The sequence below is a fragment of the Lichenifustis flavocetrariae genome (assembly GCF_026130545.1).
Lineage (GTDB): Bacteria > Pseudomonadota > Alphaproteobacteria > Rhizobiales > Beijerinckiaceae > Lichenihabitans > Lichenihabitans flavocetrariae.
In genome coordinates this window covers 181,059-200,068 of sequence record NZ_JAMOIM010000010.1, presented here as the reverse complement: position 1 = coordinate 200,068, position 19,010 = coordinate 181,059, and the positions used below count along the sequence as shown (strand labels likewise).

Here is a 19,010-nt window from a genome sequence, read left to right as displayed (position 1 = left end):
CGTCTCGGTCGATCGAAGCACGCCAGTCCCACATCGGATACGACATCCACGAACCGAAGGTTGCAGGCGTCGCGAACCGTCACCCTCCGAGCCTGGCCCTGCTGGTCCTCAGGACGACCGTGACGCCCTCGGAAAGCCATTCGAAGACGATGGTGCCGCCGAGTTGGCCCGCCACGGCATTGGTCATCAGGCGGCTGCCGAAGCCGGCGTGCCCGTTCGGAGGCGACACTTCGGGGCCGCCCCGTTCCCTCCAGGTGACCGCCGCCCCGTGGTCGTCGCCGACGCAGGAAACGTCGAGCGTCCCGGTCGCGGTCGAAAGGGATCCGTACTTGATCGAGTTCGTCGCCAGTTCGTGGACGACGAGGGCCAGCGTCGTGGCCGAGGCCTCGCCGACGAGCAACTCCGGTACGTCGATACGGACGCGCTCCCCGTCGAGCCCGCCGCCGGCATAGGGGGCCAGCAGCACCGCGAGCAGGTCGCCGAGTTGGGCGGCCCTTTTCGGATCGCCCAGGACCGGCCGGACGAGATCGTGGGCGCGGTCGAGGGCGGCCAGCCTCAGCCTGAGATCCTTCGACATCTCCTTCGTCGTCGACGTCGAGCGTTCGGAGATCACGGTCAGGGCGGACGCGATCGTGAACAGGTTCTTGACCCGGTGCCCCATCTCGCCCGCGATCATCTCGCGCGCCTCCTCGGCCATCTTGCGCTCGGTGACGTCGAGGAAGACCCCGAACATCAGGCGACCGACGATCCCCTGGTCGTCGCCCCGTCCCCGGGCGGAGACCCATCGCACCTCCTTTCCGTGAAGGATGCGGAAGTCGATCTCGTAGGCGCCCAGCACTTCCCTCGTCGACGCGAACGCGGCCCTGACCCTGTCGAGGTCCTCCGGATGGATATGTGCGGACAGGTCCTCGAACGTGACCGGTCCGAGCGGGACGCCCCATAGGCCGTGCGCGCGCTCGTCCATGTAGATCGCGTCGGTGTCGACGTTCCACGACCACAGGGCCACGCCGGCGGCCTCGGTGGCGATCCGCAGGCGGTTCGCGTCCCAAACCGCCGGAGCCGTCCTCTTTTCCGGCTCCTCGCGATCACCGTGGATCAGCAACGTTCCCAGGACATCGCCTAGCATCGAACGCTTGAACGGCTTTTGCAGCATGGGGCGTTCGAGGTACGCCTCCTTCAGGCCCTTCCTCCCGTAGCCTGTCGAGAAGACGAACGGCACGCCCCGCGCCGTCAGCGCATCCGCGATCGGGTAGCACTTCTCGCCGTTGAGGTTCACGTCGAGCACCGCCGCGTCGACCTCCTCGGAACCGAGGATCGCCAGCGCCTGGTCGACGCGCGCCGCCGGCCCGACGACCGCGCAGCCGAGCTGACCCAGCATGTCCTCCAACATCCACGCGACCATCACCTCGTCCTCGACGACGAGGATGCGCCGGCCGGAAAGCTCTCCGACACGGCTCATGTATCGGTCCCTTGCGAAATGGGCATCACGATCTCGCACGTGACCCCCGTGGCCTCGAAAGCGAGGCGGACCTCCCCGTTCAGGTCCTGCGCCAAGCCACCCTCGATCAGGCGCCGGCCGAAGCCCTTGAAGGAAGGCGGGGTCACGGGGGGGCCGGCGCTCTCGCGCCAACGCAACCGGATTCGATCGCCTTGCGGCGGAGCTTCGATCCGCCAAAAGACGTCGACCTTCCCGCCGGCCCGGGTCGAGAGCGCCCCATAGGCCACGGCGTTGATGGCCAGCTCATGGAAGGCCAGGGTGAGGGTCAACGCCTCCTTCGGCCGGAGGGGGACCTTGTCCCCCTCGATCGTGACGCGCTCCCCCAACCCAAGGGTCTCCAGCGTCCGGTCGAGGACGTCCCGTAATTCGACCCTGTCCCAATCCTCGGTGCCGAGGAGGCTGTGGGTGTTCGACAGCGCGAGGATGCGCCCCTCGAAGGCGTCGATGGTCCGCTCTTCCGCCATGCCGCGCAACGTCTGCCCGGCGATCGCCAGGACGGTCGCGAGCGTGTTCTGGGTCCTATGGTTGAGTTCGTCGAGCAGGAGCCGAAGCCGCTCCTCTTCGCGCTTGTGCCGCGTCACGTCCACGAAGGAAGCGAAGTGCTGCACGATGGCGCCGGCGTCGTCCCGCACCGGCGTGATGAAGACGGTGACCCAGATCGCGTCGCCGTCCTTGCGGCGGAAGCGGACCGGCGTTTCGAGGTCGCGGCCGCCTTCGAAGGCCGTCCGAATCTCGGTCAACGCCTCGGGGTCGGTCCCTTGTTGGATGAGGAAGTCGAACTTCTGGCCGAGCACCTCCTGCTCGTCGTACCCCGTCAGGTCGAGGAAGGCCTGGTTGACAAAGACGATCGGATTGTCCGGCACCTTGGCGTTGGAGAACACCATCGGCATGCGCGTCGTCTCGGCGGCGACGACGAAGGGACCAAGGTTTTCACGAAATTCTTCGACGTCGGACTCGGCGACCTTCTGCTCACCGGACTTATTGGCCTGGTCCGGCATGGTGATCCCTTTCGCCATGTTGCGCAGGAGGACGGGTGCCATCCAGCGGCTCTTCCCGGTCGAGCATCCGCAGGGCGGCGCGGACGACCTCGCTCGCCGTACGGTAGCGGCCGGTGGCGATCCGGGCGGAAACCGAACGCTCAAGCTCGGGCGTGATCGAAACGTTCATGGTCTTGCGTGTCGGCATGGATGGCGGCCCCTCGGGAGTTCATCTGGACCTGTGCCAAGCAATGTCACAAGGCTCGCCATGCCCGTTCGGCCGCATATATCCGCATAGTCGGAATGCGTATTTGCACTCGCCGGTCTTCAGCGGATTGATCGCCCCATGCTGCTGGAATAACTTGGACTGCATGGGCAGGTGCCGGGCCTACCGATCTGGCGTCTCGATCAACGAACCACGAAGAAGGCGTTGATCGAGTTCAATGACGCTGGACTGACGGCGATGCTCGACTGGGATGATCTCCGCTTTTTCCTTTCCACTGCCCGACACGGAAACCTGATGGCTGCGGCCAAGGAACTTCGCGTGGCACAGTCCACGGTCGGACGTCGACTGGCGTCCCTGGAAACCAGCCTGGGCGTCCGTCTCCTGAATCGAACGCCTGACGGGTACGTCGTCACCTTGGCGGGGGAGCGGGTCCGCAGGGAAGCGGAGCGTTTCGAGACCGGATCGTTGGCGCTCGAACGCGAGGTCGGCGGCCGTGACGCGCGGCTGGCAGGCTCCGTCCGCGTCACCTGCGCCGAGAGCGTCGCCAATCACGTCCTCGCGCCATGCCTCGCCGAGATGCACGTCAAGCACCCGGACATCATGGTGGAATTGATCCCGGACGCGAGGGAGCTGAGCCTGTCGATGCGGGAGGCGGACGTCTCTGTCCGGCTCAAGCCGTCGACCCAGCACGACCTCGTCGTCCGCAAGATCGGCAGCATGGCCTTCGGCCTGTATGCCAGCCCCGGCTACCTCAAGACGCACGGCGAGATGGACTTCGAGGCGGGATGCCCGGGGCACCACATCGTGGCGCAGCTCGACGATCTCCAGGACTCCGACCAGACGAACTGGCTCGCCTCTCTCGCCCCACGCTCCCGCATATCCTTGCAGACCGCCGGTCATGAGGCGGCGGTGATCGGGACCCTTCACGGGGCCGGACTGGCGTGTCTCGCCCGTTTTCGGGCAGATCCTGAAGCAGGCTTGAGGCGCGTCGCAACACCATCCCCGGTACCGGACACGGACATCTGGCTGGTCGCCCACAAGGACAACCGTCGCAACGCGAGGATCAGGGCCGTTCTCACGCACATCACCGAGGGCATTCGGGCCCAGGCGCCAAGGCTGTCTCCGGCGGACTGACGAAGGTCCACGACAGAGGGCCGGCAAACTGGTCAAAAGGTCCGTCTCAGCGTCGACACGCGCCCCGATTGCGGTTTGGAGGAACTCCAGGCCTGCCGCTCATCCGGCTGGGGACGAAATGGCGGTCGATAGCGCGTCAGCCGGCCAACAGGCGAGCAGAGTTGGCCTGGACGTGCTCGCGATAGCGGTCCACCACGCTCCTCGTCGATCCGCCGGTCAGGAGCGTCGTGGCCGCCTCGATGGAGGCGGCGACCTTCTCCGGCACCATGAGCAGGGCTTCGTGCCGGGCGGCGCTCCCGCCGAAGGCCATCGTGGTCAGGCGCAGCGCGATGACGCCGTTGGACTCGATCGCCAGCATCATCGACGCATACCAAGGGAAGAACATGGGAGACCTCGCGTGCAGCTATGCACGGCCAATCGCCAATGTCCGAAATGGTTCGATCATTTCGATTCTTAATTCGACTTCCCGACATCCATTTTTGGAGCGCGTATTTCAGGGTAACGAGGTTGCCATTACGCGAGGCAAGCCGCATGGTCGCGTCGCAACTTCTTGGTTGCATGCCCTCCTTGGGCGTTTCCTCCCTAGACTTGGGCCGCCCCTTGGGGCGGCTCCTTTCGTTCGGGAGACTACGTTCGATCGGAATTGTCGGTTTCGACATCTTGCGGGTGGGCAATCAACCCGGATCGTTCGCCTCCAGCGCACTTCCCCAACCCGCCGGCGTGCTCCATGCCCGTCCTGATCGGACTTTTTTTCTTCTGGTCAACGCCGTAGGGGCCTGACCACGGTGCAGTCCGGGTTCAACGGCGCCTTTAACAAGGCAAACGTCAAAGCCCGCCGCGCGCGCTCGGGTTGCGACCGGCTCGCCGGTGGCAAAGGCAACGGAGTGTCCCCGTTCGCGCGCCGCTGCGGCTAGGGGAAGCAACGGCTGAAAGTGGCCACCATTGGTCGACAGGTGAAGAGAACCTTCATGTACGCGACCTCGACCGTCGCCGAGGATGCAGTGGGATCACTGCCGCGCTGGCGCGGTTGGACGAAATCCGCAGGTTTGGGAACGCGTGTCGAGACCATACGAACATACGCGGTGTCGCGCCACACGGAAGACAGCCAGGACGTGATGATGGCCCTCGTGGAATCTCCCAAGGCTTCTCTTTTGCGGGGGGCCGGGAACGGCCGCCCGTCATGCACTTCCGCGATCCGCACCGCGAGAGTCGAGGCCGTCGATCTTACCGTCTCCTTGGGGTCGATAAGCTCGACCCACGCCGCCCTCCGCTGCCAGCCGTCCTGACGGATGCGGCGTCGAGGCTCCAACTCCGCACGGTCGAAAGGCCTCTTGCCCGCCGTCAATCAAACCGGCTCGGACCCCAGGCCCTAAACCCGATCGAACGCCTCCAGCCCGCGCTTGACGGCGGGGCGGCCCTCGATCCGTTCGAACCATTTCCGCAGACTGGGGAGCTTCGGCCACGGCAGATCCATTTCCATGGATCGAGCGATGGTGAAGGCGGCGATGTCTGCCGCGCTGAACGTCTCGCCGGCCATGAATTCGTCGTGGGCGACGTACCTTTCCGCCGTCTCAAGGGTCGCGAGCGCTCGGTCCGCCAGGATCTTCTGCCCCTGCTGGGCGCTCGTGGCGCGAAGCGAAAACGCCGCGTGACTGACGGCTATGACGTCGGTCACGAAGAAGAAGAAGCGCTCCAAGCAGATTGAGCGGTCACGATCGCTTCCGGGCAGCAATCGACCCGGTGCCTTCCCGGCGGCATACAGGATGATCGCGTTCGATTGGGTGAGGATGAAGGGCTCCAGGCCTTCTTCCTTCTCGACGAGAACGGGGACCTTTCCCGCCGGGTTCAATGCGAGATGTTCGCCGCGCAGATGCTCGCCGATGGAAAGGTCCACGATCCTGGGCGTGTAGGACAGGCCTGCTTCCTCAAGCGCGATCGCGGCCCTGAAGCAATTGCCGGTCTGGGCGCCGTGAAGCTCAAGGGTGGTTTTCATGCCTATTCCTTTTCATCCATGCCGCGCCGTGATCCCGATCGAGCCCGGTAGGGCACTTCGACGGCAGGGTCACACCGGACCGATCCGAAACTCGACGGCCGCCGCGCACACCGGCCACCACCGCTATCACGCGACCGCGCGGGCCGCCTTCTCGATCACGTCGACCACGACGTCCGGGAAAACGACGGGGATCGCGTGCGAGGAGTTCAGCTCGATGACGTGGGAGTGGGCGCGATCGGCCTCGAACTTGAATTCCTCCACGGGGATGACGGGATCCAATAGTGGCCTGATTTGCCAGCTTGGCTTGCTCGTCCATGCAGCCGTCGTCAGCTTGTCGTTGAGGGCTTGCAGGGCGATGGGGCGCTGGGTGGCGATCATGAGGGCGAGCTTGTCCGCATGCACGTCGGCGGCGAGGAGGTAGGCGTACCTGTCGGCCTTGACGAGGACGTTCGTGCCGCTGGTTCCGTCTGGCAAGGTGTATGGGATCAGGTCGACGGACGAGGCGAAGTCGCCACCGGGGAAGCGTTCGAGGCAATCGTTCGTGGATTCCCCGACCCCGGGCATGGGTGAGCCCGCGTAGACGAGGCCCTTGACCTTGGGGTCGTCCCCGGCCTGGGTGATCACGGCCCCGCCGTAGGCATGGGAAACGAGGATCACGGACCCCTCGATCGTGTCCAGCAGGCTCCGCAGGTAGGCCGCGTCGACGGCCAGGCCCCGCAAGGGATTGGAGAAGACCTTGACCGGGTATCCGTCGCGCTGGAGCCGCTGGATGACCCCATGGGTCCAGAGCGACGAGTCCTCGACGGCACCGTGCACGAGCACGATCGTAGGTTTGGTTGTCTCGATGTCCATTGTGATCCCTTCCGAAAAGCGTGGCGCCAGGAGATGGGCGGCAGGCGTGTGCATTGAGCCAAGCCGCCCAAGATCATCATCGGGTTGGAGAAAGAGCTGTAGGTAAGACCCTACTTCTGGGCGACGATCTGAAGGCGATGGACCTTGGGAGTCACGGCGAACAACTCGTCCGCCTTCTCCACAAGCTCCTGTCCAGCCTCGCCGTTCAAATGGGCTTCGCGGGCACCCTCGTCATCGAAGGTGTCGAAGACCCGATAGACGCCGGTCTCACCTTCGATTTTCGCCGCGTGCCACGACAACGTGCCAGGCTCACCCCTGACCAGGGTGGCTTCCTTTTCCAGGAACGCCTCGACTTCCACCTCCTTTCCCGGTTTGGCCTTCAACTCAACAAGTAGCGCGAACTTAGCCATTTGGATCTTCCTCTCATGAACACCCTGCGGGTGTGGCCAGCGCTGCATCCGCAGCGATTCCGAATCCAGAGGGCATTCCGTCTGGACATCCCTTCGGCCGGTCTTCGACCGAGGGCATATCTTCGAGCCGCGACAGTCGAGGCGCCGTTACATCGCTAGCTCGGAGTCCTTGATGTCGGCGAAGGGACCCAAGATCGACGGGTCGAAGTCCTTGAGGACGCTGCGATCGGACCAGCGCCGAGCAAGGTCGGGATTCGCCAGCGCACCGCGGCCGATGGTGACGATGTCGGCGCCGTCGTCCAGCGCGGCCACTGCCCGCTCGACGTCGTGCAGGCCGCCGTTGGCGAAGACTGCTGCCTTGGGCGCGTAGCGCTTGGCGAGGCGCATCAAGGAGGGGCCGCTCTCGGGGAAGGCTGGCTTCCAAGCCTCATGCTCGGTCACGTGGATGAAGTCCGCACCGGCCTCGGCGAGGCTGCCGAAGATGATCTCCGCGTCGCGCTCCGTATCGGCCCACTTGTGATCGTGGTCGTTCACCTTCCCCTGGGAGATGCGGACGCCCACCGGCACCTTAACGCCGACCCTCGCGCGCACCGCCTTGAAGGTTTCGAGGATCAAGCGCACGCGGTTCCCGGTGGCGCCGCCCCATCGATCCGCCCTAGCGTTGGCGTAGTCGGTCAGGAACTGGTCGAGGAGATACCCATTGGCACCGTGGATCTCGACGGCGTCGAACCCGGCAACCTCGATCGCGCGCCCCGCCGACGCGGCGAAGCCGTCGATGGCGTCGGCGATCTGCGCCTCCGTGATTTCGGCGGGCAGAACATAGCGGTCCTTGCCGTGGTAGAACGCCATCTGTTCGCCCTTCGGCTGGACCGGGGACGGCCCTACCGTTGTCCCTCGGAAGCGATTGCCCTGGCGCAGCGCGCCGGCGTGCATCAACTGGGCGATGGCGAGCGCGCCGTGCGCCTTGATGGCGCGGACGACCGGCTTCCAGGCATTGGCCTGCGCCTCGTCTGTCAAGCCGGGCTGATGGACGTAGCCCTGCGAGAACGCCTGGTCGGTGTAGATGCCTTCGGTGATGACCGTCCCGAAGCCGCCCCGCGCGAAGCGCTCGTAGTAGCGGGTCATCGTCTCGGTCGCCCGACCGTCCTCCGTGGCGGTGATGCGGGTCATCGGCGCGACGGAGAGGCGGTTCTTCACGGTGTGGCCGTTTATAACGGTCGGCGCGAAAAGCGCGCTGGTGTCGATGTCCATCGTCCAGACCTCCGGAAGCCTTTCCATCGGACGCCTTCCTCCCTGTAGGGCAGGATGTCCGCTTGCTGGGATTGGATTTAGTCCTTGGGGACCGGACGCAGAAGCCGGGATGGACGATAAGGACTGTATCGTCTAGCGTTAAAGTATGGATCTTGCGGATGTGGCCCTGTTTCGCGCCATCGCGTCGGTCGGCAGCCTGTCGGCCGCGGCGCGTCGAATGGGCACGTCGCCGATGTTGGTCAGCCGGAGGTTGGCGGGCCTGGAAGCCGAGTTGGGCGCGCGCCTGTTCCACCGCACCACGCGGTCCCTCTCGCTGACGCCGGAGGGAGAGGCCTTCCTACCCCATGCGGCAACGCTTATCGAAGCTCGCGATTCGGCATTGAACGCGGTCTCGTCCGGCGTCTCCGCCCTCTCGGGCGTGTTGAAGATCACGGCGCCGAACGTCATCGGCCATTCCGTCATCGTTCCCGTCGTGGCCGCGTTGATCACCGAGAACCCCGCGCTGCGCGTCGACTTGACCCTGAGCGACGGGGTCATCGACATCGCGACGGCAGGACTGGACGTGGCCGTTCGCGTGGCGGTGATGAAGCCTTCGGACCTGATCGCGACGAGGGTGGCCGACAATCCCTTCACCCTCTGCGCATCGCCGACCTACGTCGGGCGCTTTGGTGAACCCGCCACCACAGCGGACCTTGCGGGGCATTCGTGCATCAAGCTTCACGCGATGGACAATTGGCCCTTCACGCGCGACGGGGAGATGCACCGGGTTCGCATCGGTGGTCCCTTGTCGGCCAGCACCGTCGATGCGGTGCGGGCGGCCTGCATCGCGGGCGTCGGCATCGCCATGCTGACCTACTGGGACGTGCATGAGCACATCGCGCGCGGGGAGTTGGTTCGAATCGTCCTCGCTGACGTCAAGCCGCTGGAGGTGGGGATATGGGCCGTCTTCCCGACGCGTTCCCAGTTGCCTTCGAGGGTGCGGGCTTTCATCGACGCATTGCGGGATCGGCTGCTTGTCGACGCCGAAAATCGCCTGTGACAGGCTGAGCAAGCCTGCCGTGGCCATGGGTGCAAGGGGGGCTCCGGGGCCGCTTCCCTTCCTGGATCGCCTTCGTTCGCCGGGATTGCCCATTCCTCGATCGGGACGAGAGGGTCTCCTTGAAGTAATTCCGTGCGTTCTCGATGAAGGCGCCGAGGTTGGCCGAGGCCATGCGGCGCGCTGGGTAGATCGCGCTGACCGGAAGCTTGCCGGCGGTGAAACCGACCAGGAGCGGGACCAGGCGGCCGGCGAGCACGCTTGCCCTCACCTGGTAGGACAGGGTCCTGGAGATTCCAAGGCCCGCCTCCGCGGCCGCGATCGCCGCATCGGCGCTGTTCACGGTCAAGCGGGGCTCGACCCGGACCAGCTTGCCGGCCGGTCCGAAGCGCCATTCGTTGGTCGTGTCCAGACTCTCGAATGCGATGACGTCGTGGGCGGGCAGGTCTTTCGGCGTCTTCGGCGTTCCGCGACGCGCGAGATATCCGGGGCTCGCCACCAGGACTTGGCTGACGGACCCGAGGCGGATCGCCTTCATGCTGCTGTCGGCCAGGTCGCCTACCCGGACCGCCACGTCCACGGATTCCTCAGCCAGGTGGACGTTCCGATCCGACAGCGTCAAATGGACGGTCAGGCCCGGATGCTTCGTCAAGACACGGCTGACGATCGGCAGCACGTGCAGGCGCCCGAACAGGATGGGCGCGGCGACCTTCAGCGATCCCCGCGGCTCGGCGTCCTCGCCCTGGGCGCGGCGCTCGGCTTGCTCGATGTCCTCCAGCACCTGCCGGCAGCTGTGAAGGAACACCTCGCCACGTTCGGTCACGCCAGCATCAACGACGTCGCGATCGGAGAGGCTGATCGAAAGTTCCACTGGGATCGTGTCGGACCGCGCCCCACTGACTACCCCGGCCTCAGTGCATTGGGGCTTTGATGACGCTTCGGGACGGGTCCAACGGCGACGCTCCGTCGATCCGTTGCGAGACCGGCAGCGCGGCGGTCGCAGGGCCCGGGACGACCAATCCTGCGTCGCCCATCCACTTGGACCTCCTTGCGCAACCGTCCCTACACGGAGCGTTCGTCGATTCGATGCGGCTGCAAGAGATGACGCGTGGGCGAGTTCGGGATCGAGGCGTTCACGCCAAGGAAAGTCGAGTATCAGGCCGAGATCCTCCGCTGCCCGAGGCCAGCTCCGCCGGGCTCGGATGCGTCGAATGGTCAACCGGACCGGGGAAGCGCTGCTGATCGGTGCCGGCGCGCTGGCGGCCGCCCGGCGCAAGGCAGCCGCCTGACGAGCTGCTGCGTCAGGCCCGGTGCATCGCGGCGCGGGGCGGTGCTGAAGGGGTACGCGGGTCACGCCGAGAACTCGGTGCTCGACCACGGCCCGCTCGACCACGGCATGCACGTTCTGACCAAGCGGTTCGACATGACAAACTTGGCGACCCGCATCGGGGACCGTTCGCGGACAAGCCTCCGGGTCGGGCGCTTGTGCATCGAAACACCGCGCCGGTGGGAGATGGAGAAACACCCGCGGCGTCGACTGTGTGGTATGTCTGGGGCATGCCGGCCACGTACTCTCGCCATATCGCCCTGACGGGGCCCCTCAAGGATTGGGTCGACGCCCAGGTCGACCGGGGTGAGTACCTCTCGGTCAGCGACCTCATCCGCACGGCCATCCGGCTCCTGCGGGAACGGGACGAGGCCAGGATCGACCGACAGCCGTGCGCATCGCCAGGGCCATCACGCGGGCAAGGTCAGGTCTGAGCGATGCCGGAGAGCCGATCCTTGCTCCCCGATGGCGGGACGATGGGCGCGCTGTTGCGTGCGCACGACTGGACGAACTCACCGCTTGGCGAGCCAAGATCCTGGGGGCCCTCCTTGCGGATGAGCGTCAACCTGATGCTGGGATCCGCCTTCCCGATGTTCCTCGCGTGGGGACCGGACCTCGGGTTCCTCTACAACGACGCCTACAGCGAAATTCTCGGGGCCAAGCACCCCGAGGCGATCGGTCGGCCCTTCCAAGCCATTTGGTCCGAGATTTGGAGCGACATCGACCCGCTGATCCAGAAAGCCTTGCAGGGGCAATCCACGTTCCTGGAGGATCTCCCGCTCGTCGTGACCCGGAACGGGCATGAGGAGGACGCCTGGTTCACCTTCTCCTACTCGCCGATCCGCGAGGACGAAGGCGCCATCGCGGGCATGTTCTGCGCCTGCACCGAGACCACGCGGCAGGTCCAGGCGCGTCGTAGGCAGGCGTTCCGTGTCGTCCTGGACGATGCCCTGCGCAATCTGAGTGATCCCGCCGACATCAAGGCTGCGGCCTGCGCGACGCTTGGCCCCCATCTCGGGGTCGACTGCGTCGGCTACGCCGAGGCGAACGAGACGGGCGAGCGCACCTTCATCGAGCGTGATTGGACGGCACCCGGCTTCGCCAGCGCTGCCGGCCCCCACGTCCTCGACGAATACGGTCCGGCCATGAGCGCCGAGTTGCGGGCCGGACGCACGGTGAGCATCCGGGATACCGATGCCGACCCGCTCACCGGTCCGGAGACGGCCCGAGCCTTCGCGGCGATCGGCACCCGGGCTTTCCTGAACACGCCGCTCGTCAAGGACGGCAAGCTCGTCGCCCTTCTCTATGCCCTGAGCGGAAAGGCCCGCAGCTGGACGCACGACGAGGTCGGCCTCCTGGAGGAAGCGGCCGAGCGAACGTGGGCGGCCGTCGAACGGTCCCGGTCCGAGGTCGCCCTCAAGGAAGAACAGCGAACCTTGGAGACCCTGAACCGGATCGGGACGGTCTTGGCCGCCGAACTCGATCTCGAACGCGTGGTCCAGGTGGTCACGGACGCGGGGGTGGAACTGACCGGCGCCCATTTCGGGGCGTTCTTCTACAACGTCCTCGATCCCAAGGGCGGAAGCTACATGCTCTACACGCTGTCTGGGGTCGACCGTTCCGAGTTCGACAAGTTCCCCATGCCCCGCAACACCTCGGTCTTCGCGCCGACCTTCGGCGGCGAGGGCGTGATGCGGTCGGACGACATCCTGGCCGATTCGCGTTACGGGAAGAGCGCCCCGCATCACGGCATGCCGAAGGGCCACCTGCCGGTGAGGAGCTACCTCGCCGTCCCGGTCGCCTCACGCTCGGGAGAGGTGATCGGCGGGCTCTTCTTCGGGCATCCCGAGACGGCCCGGTTCCAGCTTCGGCACGAACGGCTCATGGTTGCCGTCGCGGCGCAGGCCGCCATCGCGATCGACAACGCACGCCTTTTCAAGGCGGCCCAGCGCGACCTGACGGAACGGCAGGCCGCCGAGACGCGCCTGAGGGAGCTGAACGAGAGCCTCGAACACCGCATCGCCATGGCCATGTCCGAGCGCGCGGCGATCGACGAGGCCCTTCGTCAGTCGCAGAAGATGGAAGCGATCGGCCAGCTCACCGGCGGCGTCGCACACGACTTCAACAACCTGCTGACCGTCATCAAGTCATCGACCGACCTCCTCAAGCGGCCCGACTTGGTCCCTGAGCGCCGGACACGCTACGTCGCGGCGATCTCTGAAACCGTGGATCGTGCCGCCAAGCTGACGGCGCAGCTCCTCGCTTTCGCGCGTCGCCAGTCCCTCAAACCCGAGGTGTTCGACGCTGCCCACAGCGTGCGCACCATCGGCGACATGATGGGCACGCTGACCGGATCGCGGATCAAGATCGTGACGCAGTTGCCGGAGGAAGCCTGCTTCCTGAATGCCGATCCCAGCCAGTTCGACACCGCGCTCGTCAACATGGCCATCAATGCCCGGGACGCCATGGATGGTGAGGGGCAGCTCACGATCGAGGTGCAACCGGTCCGGCAGATGCCGGCGGTGCGGACCCACCCCCCCGTCCAGGGTGCCTTCGTCGCCGTGTCGATCACCGACACCGGCACCGGCATCCCGGAAGCGCAACTGGAGCAGATCTTCGAGCCGTTCTTCACCACGAAGGGCGTGGGCAAGGGAACCGGCTTGGGCTTGTCGCAAGTCTTCGGCTTCGCCAAGCAATCCGGCGGTGAGGTCACGGTGGCGAGCCAGCTTGGAAAGGGAACCACCTTCACCCTGTACCTTCCCCGCGTGGATGGAAGGGCGCGAGCGGCGGAGGTCGGCGAGCCCGAACCCCTGGTGGACGGCCATGGCACCTGCGTGCTGGTGGTCGAGGACAACGAGGACGTCGGGACCTTCGCCACCCAGACGCTGGCCGAACTCGGCTACGTCACCGTGTGGGCCGCCAACGCCGAGGAGGCTTTGGCCGAGCTGGCGATGGACGCCGATCGGTTCGACGTCGTGTTCTCGGACGTGGTAATGCCGGGCATGAACGGCATCGATCTCGCGCACCAAATCCGTCGCCAGCACCATGACCTGCCGGTGCTGCTCGCATCCGGCTACAGCCACGTGCTGGCCCAGAACGGCACCTACGGCTTCGAACTGCTGCACAAGCCGTACTCGGTCGAGCAGCTCTCGCGCCTCCTGCGGAAGGTCGCGACCTGGCAGCGACGTAAGCGCATCATGGGGAAGTAGCCCGGCCGGGCCTGAAAGACCGCCCGTGCTTATCCCGGCCGGATCGCCGCCGGGATGCGGAATGTGAACCTCGTCCCGTCGCTCGACGACAAGGCTTCCAGCGTCCCGCCGTGGGATTGCGCGATCTCCGACGCGATATAGAGGCCCAATCCCAGGCCCTGCTGACCGGGGCGGACCGCGCCGCGTTCGAAGGGCTGGAAGATCCGTTCCAGTACCTCGACTGGTATCGGCTTGCCTTCATTGGCGACCGAAAGCTCGAAGGCGGCGCGATCGACGATCGCTTCGATCCGGACAGGTCGATCGTCGGCACCATGGGTCAGGGCATTCGCGAGCAGGTTGGAGACGAGCTGTCCAACGCGGCGCCCGTCGCAATCGACGGCTTCGATTCCCCGAAAATGTGTCTCGATCGTACGGTCCGGTTGGCTGCTCCGGAGTTCGTCGACGACCTGCCGCAGGATCGGTTCCAGGTCGCATCGTTCCCGCGAGAGCGAAAGGCCGCCACCGAGCCGTCCCCTGGCGAAGTCGAGCACGTTGTCGATGAGGCCGGCCATCCGCCTGACGCTGCCCTGGATCAACGTCACGATGGTTGCCGCCTTGTCGTCCTTGACGATGCGGCCCAAGGCCCTGGTTCCGGCATCCACGGAGGCGAGCGGGTTGCACAGGTCGTGACCCAGGACCGCGATGAACTGCTCCCGCAGCTCCGACGCCTGTCGCTCGTCCAGGATGGTGGCCTCGCTCAGCTTGAGCCGACGCTGCGCATCGAGGTTCAACGCGACCAGTTCCGCGAAGATCTTGAACAGGCCGAGCGTCTCGGGCGTGTTACGTCATGTACGCCACCTCTCGGCCTAACTTCGAGGCCGGCAGCGATGGCGAACGGGTTCTTGAATTGGCGCAGAAGTACGGGATCAGCATCGTCCTGGCCGAAAAGCCGGACGCGGTTGAGAGTTGGAAAATCATTCTCGACGCCGTCAGGCATGAGCCCGACCCCGCGCGTTTTGATCGCTTCCTTATGGACCTGCCGGGAGATGAGATGCGGAAGCAGCTGGCTAAGTGGAAAGGCGATTGATCCGAAGGCCGCACCCCATGCGCGAGCTAGGTCCTCGCGCTGAGACCCAAGGCCGATGAGATAGCAGGTAGCGCTCCCTGCTACCTCATTGGATAAATTGAGCCGGGCGCCGCCTCAGCTGCGGCCTTCAATCTCCCTCATGAGCTTTCTGATGTCGGCCGTCTCCATGCACGTATTGTCGTTGCGCCAGTCAGCAGGCGGGCGCCGTTTCTGCACGGCATAGGGCGGGCCCTCTGCGCCAATGCGGTACGACGTGGAGCGACCATTCAGCGTGGCCATGCCGTCCACCGACGTCCAATCGGCGAGCGACGAACGGGCAGTGGAAAGCTCCGCGAGGAAGTCGGCAGCGGTCACGAAACGATCGGCTGGATTCAGCCTGCAAGCCCTCCTTATCGCCCGGGTGAACATGTTCGGTGTCCAGGGGCAGACGGTGGTGAGGTCCAGGACCTTGCCCCGGGCGATCCTGCCCTTGATGCAATCATCGGCGAAGATCGTATTGTCGGGATAGGATTTCGCCTGGTACTCGCCCAGCTCCTTAGCCGTCAGCCACGCCGCCTCCTCGGTCGGAAGGTGGCCTCCCATCAGGAAGAACAGGATCATGCCGACTTGGTAGATGTCGCCGGGCTTGCCGTACCGGTCGGACTGGACCGACTCCGGCGGTCGGAACAGGAGTGAATGCCGCGATGCAGGGACCTCCGACTGGCCGTCGGGGAGACGAACAAGGGAGCCGAAATCGCCGATCACGGCCCTCCCGTCGTGGAGGTAGATGTTGCCCGGCTTCAGGTCACGATGAAGGTAGTGCGATCCGTGGAGGTACGTGAGTCCGGTCAGGATGTCCGACACGATCGAGTGCGCTTTGAGGACCCCTACGGGCCTGTCGAGTTTCTGCAAGCTCCTCTCAGCGCAAAACGGGGAGACGTAGTAGGACCATGACTGGTCCACCACGCCGGCGTCGAGCACCTTGAGGACGTTCGTCGAAGCGAAGCCTGTGAGCACCTGAGGCTCCAGGTGATATCGGTGATCGCCCTCCCAGTTGTAGAACTTGATGACGACCTGAGTGCCCAGGACGCGGTTGCGTGCCATGAACACGAATCCATTCCCGCCTTCGCGGTTCTCCTCCTCGATGAGATAGGTGTCGCCCAGACGCTCCACGGTCAGCCGGACGGCGTCCGGCGTATTTGGCCCGAAGGTGAACCCGGGAGCCACGGCTACTCGGCCATACCCGCGCAGGCGGCGAAGAACGCCTCTTCCTGGTTCTTGAACAGCCCGGCCGACTTCATGAAGGCGTGCTTCTTTGCCTTCGCCGCGATGGTCTGCGGCATGAGGATCCGTACGGCGCAGCCGTCAAGGCTCTGGAGGAGCCCCTCGATCTTGAACGTCACGCTTCCGCCCGCGAATTGGCCCGAACCCGAACGTCCCCGCAGGAACAGGGTCTCGATGTTGTTGTTGCGGAAGAAGCCGCCCAGCGCGTTGTGAAAGGCGCGCACGGAGTCCTGGTTCGCGTCGTCATTCAGCGTCATCTTCCGCGACGCGTCCTTCTCGAAACCGTGAGCCCCGTCCTCGGTTTTCGTGACCGTGACCAGGAAAAGGTCACTGCCCTTGATCGACGCCCCGCAGCAACGCACGTCCGCTCCCTCTCCTTCGGGCCCGCGACGAATCGGCTCGCCGTCCCCCATTCGACAAAGGTGGATTCGGACCGATTCGACAAGGTGCGCTGTTCACCTCCCTCTCCTGCTGCACCTTCTCGGTCGCCTCCTTGAACCGCGATCGCTTCGGTGCTGGCGGAAGGCGGTCCTGCAAGGAGGGCGCGGGGGATCACGCGGGCTCTGCCCGAAGCGACCACCTCGGAATCAGGCTTAGCTTGGAACCGAGTTGTCGGGATCTCCCGGGGAAACAACGCGCGCAACGATGTCAACCTCGGGTGGAACGGGAGCGTAGTTCACCGCCGGATGCGCTCGGTCCCACCGTACGCGGTTAACAACAAGAGCTTGATTCACACGAAGGCGACTGGAGCGGCTACAAACGATGACTTTTCTAGCAACAACTCTAAGGCGTGAACAGCATCAGAATGAGATGATTACCGGTCGAGGACTTGCCTCACGCCAACCCGCGACAAGCGACTCGGGGCGGCTTAACTTGGAACCGAATCAGTTCAGGTTTGTAGCGACATCAGGATCGAAATGGCGGAGGGAGCGGGATTCGAACCCGCGATACGGTTTCCCGCATACACACTTTCCAGGCGTGCGCCTTCAACCACTCGGCCACCCCTCCGGCCGGCCCGGCCGGCCACGAAGGGCCGGGAAGGGGGCGGATCGGCGCGCACTATAGTCGGGCCGCGAACAAGCGCAACCTGCCATGACGTTGTTGCGCAGAAAATCGCTGCCGCCGTCTGACCATCGTCGAAGCAATACCTACATGAGGGGAGCGGCAGGTTGCCTGCCTTCGCAAGGATCATCACGATGCTGTCGTTTCTTCGAAAGGCCGCCACGGTGCCGGCGGCAGGGCAAGCGCTCCCGGGGCGACCGGAGCCCCTCCCGACTGCGGCTGAGAGCCGGGTCGGAGGCCGTCATGCGCTGAAGGGGCCGTATCCGCCCGGGATCGAGGTCGCCTATTTCGGCATGGGGTGCTTCTGGGGTGCCGAGCGCATGTTCTGGCGCCTCGGGCCCGGCATTCACGTCACCGCGGTCGGCTATGCGGGCGGTGAAACCCCCAACGCGACCTACGAGGAGGTCTGCTCCGGCCAGACCGGGCACACGGAGGTCGTGCTCGTGGCCTATGACCCGAAACAAATCTCCTACGAGGCGCTGCTGAAGGCCTTCTGGGAAAATCACGATCCCACGCAGGGCATGCGGCAGGGCAACGATGTCGGAACCCAGTATCGCTCAGCGATCTACACGACCTCGCCGACCCAATTGGAGGCCGCGCGGCGCTCGAAAGTGGCTTATGGCGAAGCGTTGAAGGCGCGTGGGGGCGACTTCGGCCCGATCACAACCGAGATCAAAGAGGCGCCGCCCTTCTTCTTCGCTGAGGAGTACCACCAGCAATATCTCGATCGGGTCCCGCACGGCTATTGCAACCTCTCGGGGACAGGTGTGAGCTGCCCGGTCGGACTCGGCGTCGCGGCCGAATGACCTGATCATGCGGCTGGATTGAAAGGATCGGTCCGGCCGCGACCCGCTTAGCGTCCCGGCTTCGACGCACCCGCCGGGCAGCGGGTGAAATGCAGGCTGCGTGAGAGTTTGAGACGCGCCGTCTGCCGCGTGAGGACCATGCTGTCCGGACCCGTCATGCGAATGACCTCGCTGATATTGGCGGGCTTCTCCCCCTGGCGGTCGCAGCGCTCGAACAGCTCATAGCCGCCCGACCCGGACGCAACGCGGCGGATCGTGCATTTGCTGCGATTGGAGATGACGTCGCGCGCCGTGTAGACGCGCTCACGCGTCGGAGAGGCCGTGCAGGACCGATCGGCGCGGATCCAACTGCCGACGAATGGATAGGAGGCGTCCGCCGCCAGGGCGCTTCCCGAACCAAGGCTCAGTGTCAGCAGAAAGGCCGCGAACTGGAAACGGCGCATCAGCTCACCCCGCCGTCATTGGCGGTGGTCAGTTGGTCCACCGGGATGAAGCCACCCGCCGCGGCAGTTCTTGCCCGCACTCCGTCGTCGTCGATCAATTCGATTCCATGCGTGGCGAAATAGATATTCAAGGCGCTGACGACATCGCCTTTTCCGGTTTTGCCAGCCTCCAGGTCGGTAATGGCCGGCCCGGGGACTCCGGACTCACGGGCGAGATCGTCCACGCTAAGGCCGAGGGCTGCGCGGGCCATCTTGATTTGTACTGGCTGCATCGACGGTCCTGGCGGTTGGAATGAGACGACTGGCTGAGATCCCCCGCATTTCTACGGCCTGCGGGGGCACAGGGCAACGCGTGGGTCGGGAGCCCCGCAGATTTCGCTGTTCTCCCACGCCCGCTCCGCATCGCTTGCCTAAGGTTGTGACTTGCAACAGGCGGCGGATTGGAGAAAAAGAGCGC

General features: G+C 65.2%; 20 protein-coding genes and 1 tRNA gene. 6 read left to right on the top strand and 15 right to left on the bottom strand.

Annotated elements, in window-relative coordinates; genetic code table 11:
- Positions 1-79: 79 nt before the first annotated feature.
- Genes M8523_RS16660 through M8523_RS16645 form a run of 3 tightly spaced genes read right to left on the bottom strand, consistent with a single transcriptional unit; the run spans position 80 to position 2,683 of the window.
- Entirely contained in the window at positions 80-1,459 is a 1,380-nt protein-coding gene (locus M8523_RS16660) for a sensor histidine kinase (protein WP_345894260.1), read from the bottom strand.
- Positions 1,456-2,538: an HWE histidine kinase domain-containing protein gene (locus tag M8523_RS16650; RefSeq protein ID WP_282586010.1), complete on the bottom strand. Its 1,083-nt coding sequence runs from the start codon at positions 2,536-2,538 to the stop codon at positions 1,456-1,458. The genes M8523_RS16660 and M8523_RS16650 overlap by 4 nt, the downstream gene beginning before the upstream one ends.
- Positions 2,477-2,683, bottom strand: a complete 207-nt coding sequence (locus M8523_RS16645) for a type II toxin-antitoxin system ParD family antitoxin (protein WP_282586009.1) — start codon at positions 2,681-2,683, stop codon at positions 2,477-2,479. Before M8523_RS16645 ends, M8523_RS16650 begins: the two co-directional genes overlap by 62 nt.
- Positions 2,684-2,905: 222 nt before the next feature.
- Between M8523_RS16645 and M8523_RS16640 the strand changes: the two genes are divergently transcribed.
- A complete protein-coding gene (locus M8523_RS16640) occupies positions 2,906-3,835 on the top strand; it encodes a LysR family transcriptional regulator (RefSeq protein WP_282586008.1) in 930 nt (309 codons plus the stop codon).
- 136 nt (positions 3,836-3,971) lie between these two features.
- Here the strand turns inward: M8523_RS16640 and M8523_RS16635 are convergent, their stop codons facing one another.
- The 5 genes from M8523_RS16635 to M8523_RS16615 all read right to left on the bottom strand — a co-directional run bounded on the left by M8523_RS16635 (position 3,972) and on the right by M8523_RS16615 (position 8,341).
- On the bottom strand, positions 3,972-4,220 hold the full coding sequence (locus tag M8523_RS16635) for a hypothetical protein (RefSeq protein WP_282586007.1): 249 nt from the start codon (positions 4,218-4,220) through the stop codon (positions 3,972-3,974).
- A 984-nt stretch (positions 4,221-5,204) separates the two neighbouring features.
- Positions 5,205-5,828 (bottom strand): glutathione S-transferase family protein, encoded by a 624-nt coding sequence (locus tag M8523_RS16630; RefSeq protein WP_282586006.1) that lies wholly within the window; start codon positions 5,826-5,828, stop codon positions 5,205-5,207.
- 126 nt (positions 5,829-5,954) lie between these two features.
- Positions 5,955-6,734 (bottom strand): alpha/beta hydrolase, encoded by a 780-nt coding sequence (locus tag M8523_RS16625; RefSeq protein WP_282586005.1) that lies wholly within the window; start codon positions 6,732-6,734, stop codon positions 5,955-5,957.
- Between the two features lie 56 nt (positions 6,735-6,790).
- Positions 6,791-7,090 (bottom strand): putative quinol monooxygenase, encoded by a 300-nt coding sequence (locus M8523_RS16620; protein WP_282586004.1) that lies wholly within the window; start codon positions 7,088-7,090, stop codon positions 6,791-6,793.
- A gap of 147 nt (positions 7,091-7,237) precedes the next feature.
- A complete protein-coding gene (locus M8523_RS16615; RefSeq protein ID WP_282586003.1) occupies positions 7,238-8,341 on the bottom strand; it encodes an NADH:flavin oxidoreductase in 1,104 nt (367 codons plus the stop codon).
- Between the two features lie 145 nt (positions 8,342-8,486).
- On the opposite strand from M8523_RS16615, the gene M8523_RS16610 reads away from it, so the two are divergent.
- Positions 8,487-9,380, top strand: coding sequence for a LysR family transcriptional regulator (locus M8523_RS16610; protein ID WP_282586002.1), 894 nt, complete (start codon positions 8,487-8,489; stop codon positions 9,378-9,380).
- Here M8523_RS16610 and M8523_RS16605 read toward each other — a convergent pair.
- Entirely contained in the window at positions 9,328-10,248 is a 921-nt protein-coding gene (locus M8523_RS16605) for a LysR substrate-binding domain-containing protein (RefSeq protein WP_282586001.1), read from the bottom strand. The genes M8523_RS16610 and M8523_RS16605 overlap by 53 nt on opposite strands.
- 686 nt (positions 10,249-10,934) lie before the next feature.
- On the opposite strand from M8523_RS16605, the gene M8523_RS16595 reads away from it, so the two are divergent.
- Both M8523_RS16595 and M8523_RS16590 read left to right on the top strand, forming a co-directional pair.
- Complete coding sequence (locus tag M8523_RS16595) at positions 10,935-11,138, top strand: ribbon-helix-helix domain-containing protein (RefSeq protein ID WP_282586000.1); 204 nt, start codon at positions 10,935-10,937, stop codon at positions 11,136-11,138.
- A gap of 135 nt (positions 11,139-11,273) precedes the next feature.
- Positions 11,274-13,913, top strand: coding sequence for a GAF domain-containing protein (locus tag M8523_RS16590; protein WP_282585999.1), 2,640 nt, complete (start codon positions 11,274-11,276; stop codon positions 13,911-13,913).
- Positions 13,914-13,942: 29 nt separating this feature from the next.
- On the opposite strand, the gene M8523_RS16585 is transcribed toward M8523_RS16590, so the two are convergent.
- Positions 13,943-14,683 carry a sensor histidine kinase gene (locus M8523_RS16585; RefSeq protein WP_282585998.1) on the bottom strand — a complete coding sequence of 247 codons (741 nt, stop codon included), beginning with the start codon at positions 14,681-14,683 and terminating at the stop codon, positions 13,943-13,945.
- A gap of 56 nt (positions 14,684-14,739) precedes the next feature.
- On the opposite strand from M8523_RS16585, the gene M8523_RS16580 reads away from it, so the two are divergent.
- Positions 14,740-14,979, top strand: a complete 240-nt coding sequence (locus M8523_RS16580; RefSeq protein WP_282585997.1) for a hypothetical protein — start codon at positions 14,740-14,742, stop codon at positions 14,977-14,979.
- Positions 14,980-15,093: 114 nt separating this feature from the next.
- Here the strand turns inward: M8523_RS16580 and M8523_RS16575 are convergent, their stop codons facing one another.
- The 3 genes from M8523_RS16575 to M8523_RS16565 all read right to left on the bottom strand — a co-directional run bounded on the left by M8523_RS16575 (position 15,094) and on the right by M8523_RS16565 (position 17,250).
- On the bottom strand, positions 15,094-16,185 hold the full coding sequence (locus M8523_RS16575; RefSeq protein ID WP_282585996.1) for a serine/threonine protein kinase: 1,092 nt from the start codon (positions 16,183-16,185) through the stop codon (positions 15,094-15,096).
- 2 nt (positions 16,186-16,187) lie between these two features.
- The gene (locus tag M8523_RS16570) at positions 16,188-16,604 is read right to left on the bottom strand and encodes a DUF3010 family protein (RefSeq protein ID WP_282585995.1); all 417 of its coding nucleotides are present in this window, start codon (positions 16,602-16,604) and stop codon (positions 16,188-16,190) included.
- 556 nt (positions 16,605-17,160) lie between these two features.
- Positions 17,161-17,250 (bottom strand) — tRNA-Ser (locus tag M8523_RS16565).
- 191 nt (positions 17,251-17,441) lie between these two features.
- On the opposite strand from M8523_RS16565, the gene msrA reads away from it, so the two are divergent.
- Positions 17,442-18,110, top strand: a complete 669-nt coding sequence (gene msrA / locus M8523_RS16560) for a peptide-methionine (S)-S-oxide reductase MsrA (RefSeq protein ID WP_282586035.1) — start codon at positions 17,442-17,444, stop codon at positions 18,108-18,110.
- Between the two features lie 47 nt (positions 18,111-18,157).
- Here the strand turns inward: msrA and M8523_RS16555 are convergent, their stop codons facing one another.
- Positions 18,158-18,553 (bottom strand): hypothetical protein, encoded by a 396-nt coding sequence (locus M8523_RS16555; RefSeq protein ID WP_282585994.1) that lies wholly within the window; start codon positions 18,551-18,553, stop codon positions 18,158-18,160.
- Positions 18,553-18,804, bottom strand: a complete 252-nt coding sequence (locus M8523_RS16550) for a helix-turn-helix domain-containing protein (RefSeq protein ID WP_282585993.1) — start codon at positions 18,802-18,804, stop codon at positions 18,553-18,555. The genes M8523_RS16555 and M8523_RS16550 overlap by 1 nt, the downstream gene beginning before the upstream one ends.
- Between the last annotated feature and the right edge of the window lie 206 nt (positions 18,805-19,010).

Coding starts and splice junctions, on each gene's coding strand:
- M8523_RS16660 (WP_345894260.1), bottom strand. CDS start 1,459: ATGAGCCGTGTCGGAGAGCTTTCCGGCCGGCGCATCCTCGTCGTCGAG.
- M8523_RS16650 (WP_282586010.1), bottom strand. CDS start 2,538: ATGGCACCCGTCCTCCTGCGCAACATGGCGAAAGGGATCACCATGCCG.
- M8523_RS16645 (WP_282586009.1), bottom strand. CDS start 2,683: ATGCCGACACGCAAGACCATGAACGTTTCGATCACGCCCGAGCTTGAG.
- M8523_RS16635 (WP_282586007.1), bottom strand. CDS start 4,220: ATGTTCTTCCCTTGGTATGCGTCGATGATGCTGGCGATCGAGTCCAAC.
- M8523_RS16630 (WP_282586006.1), bottom strand. CDS start 5,828: ATGAAAACCACCCTTGAGCTTCACGGCGCCCAGACCGGCAATTGCTTC.
- M8523_RS16625 (WP_282586005.1), bottom strand. CDS start 6,734: ATGCACACGCCTGCCGCCCATCTCCTGGCGCCACGCTTTTCGGAAGGG.
- M8523_RS16620 (WP_282586004.1), bottom strand. CDS start 7,090: ATGGCTAAGTTCGCGCTACTTGTTGAGTTGAAGGCCAAACCGGGAAAG.
- M8523_RS16615 (WP_282586003.1), bottom strand. CDS start 8,341: ATGGACATCGACACCAGCGCGCTTTTCGCGCCGACCGTTATAAACGGC.
- M8523_RS16610 (WP_282586002.1), top strand. CDS start 8,487: ATGGATCTTGCGGATGTGGCCCTGTTTCGCGCCATCGCGTCGGTCGGC.
- M8523_RS16595 (WP_282586000.1), top strand. CDS start 10,935: ATGCCGGCCACGTACTCTCGCCATATCGCCCTGACGGGGCCCCTCAAG.
- M8523_RS16590 (WP_282585999.1), top strand. CDS start 11,274: ATGCTGGGATCCGCCTTCCCGATGTTCCTCGCGTGGGGACCGGACCTC.
- M8523_RS16580 (WP_282585997.1), top strand. CDS start 14,740: ATGTACGCCACCTCTCGGCCTAACTTCGAGGCCGGCAGCGATGGCGAA.
- M8523_RS16555 (WP_282585994.1), bottom strand. CDS start 18,553: ATGCGCCGTTTCCAGTTCGCGGCCTTTCTGCTGACACTGAGCCTTGGT.
- M8523_RS16550 (WP_282585993.1), bottom strand. CDS start 18,804: ATGGCCCGCGCAGCCCTCGGCCTTAGCGTGGACGATCTCGCCCGTGAG.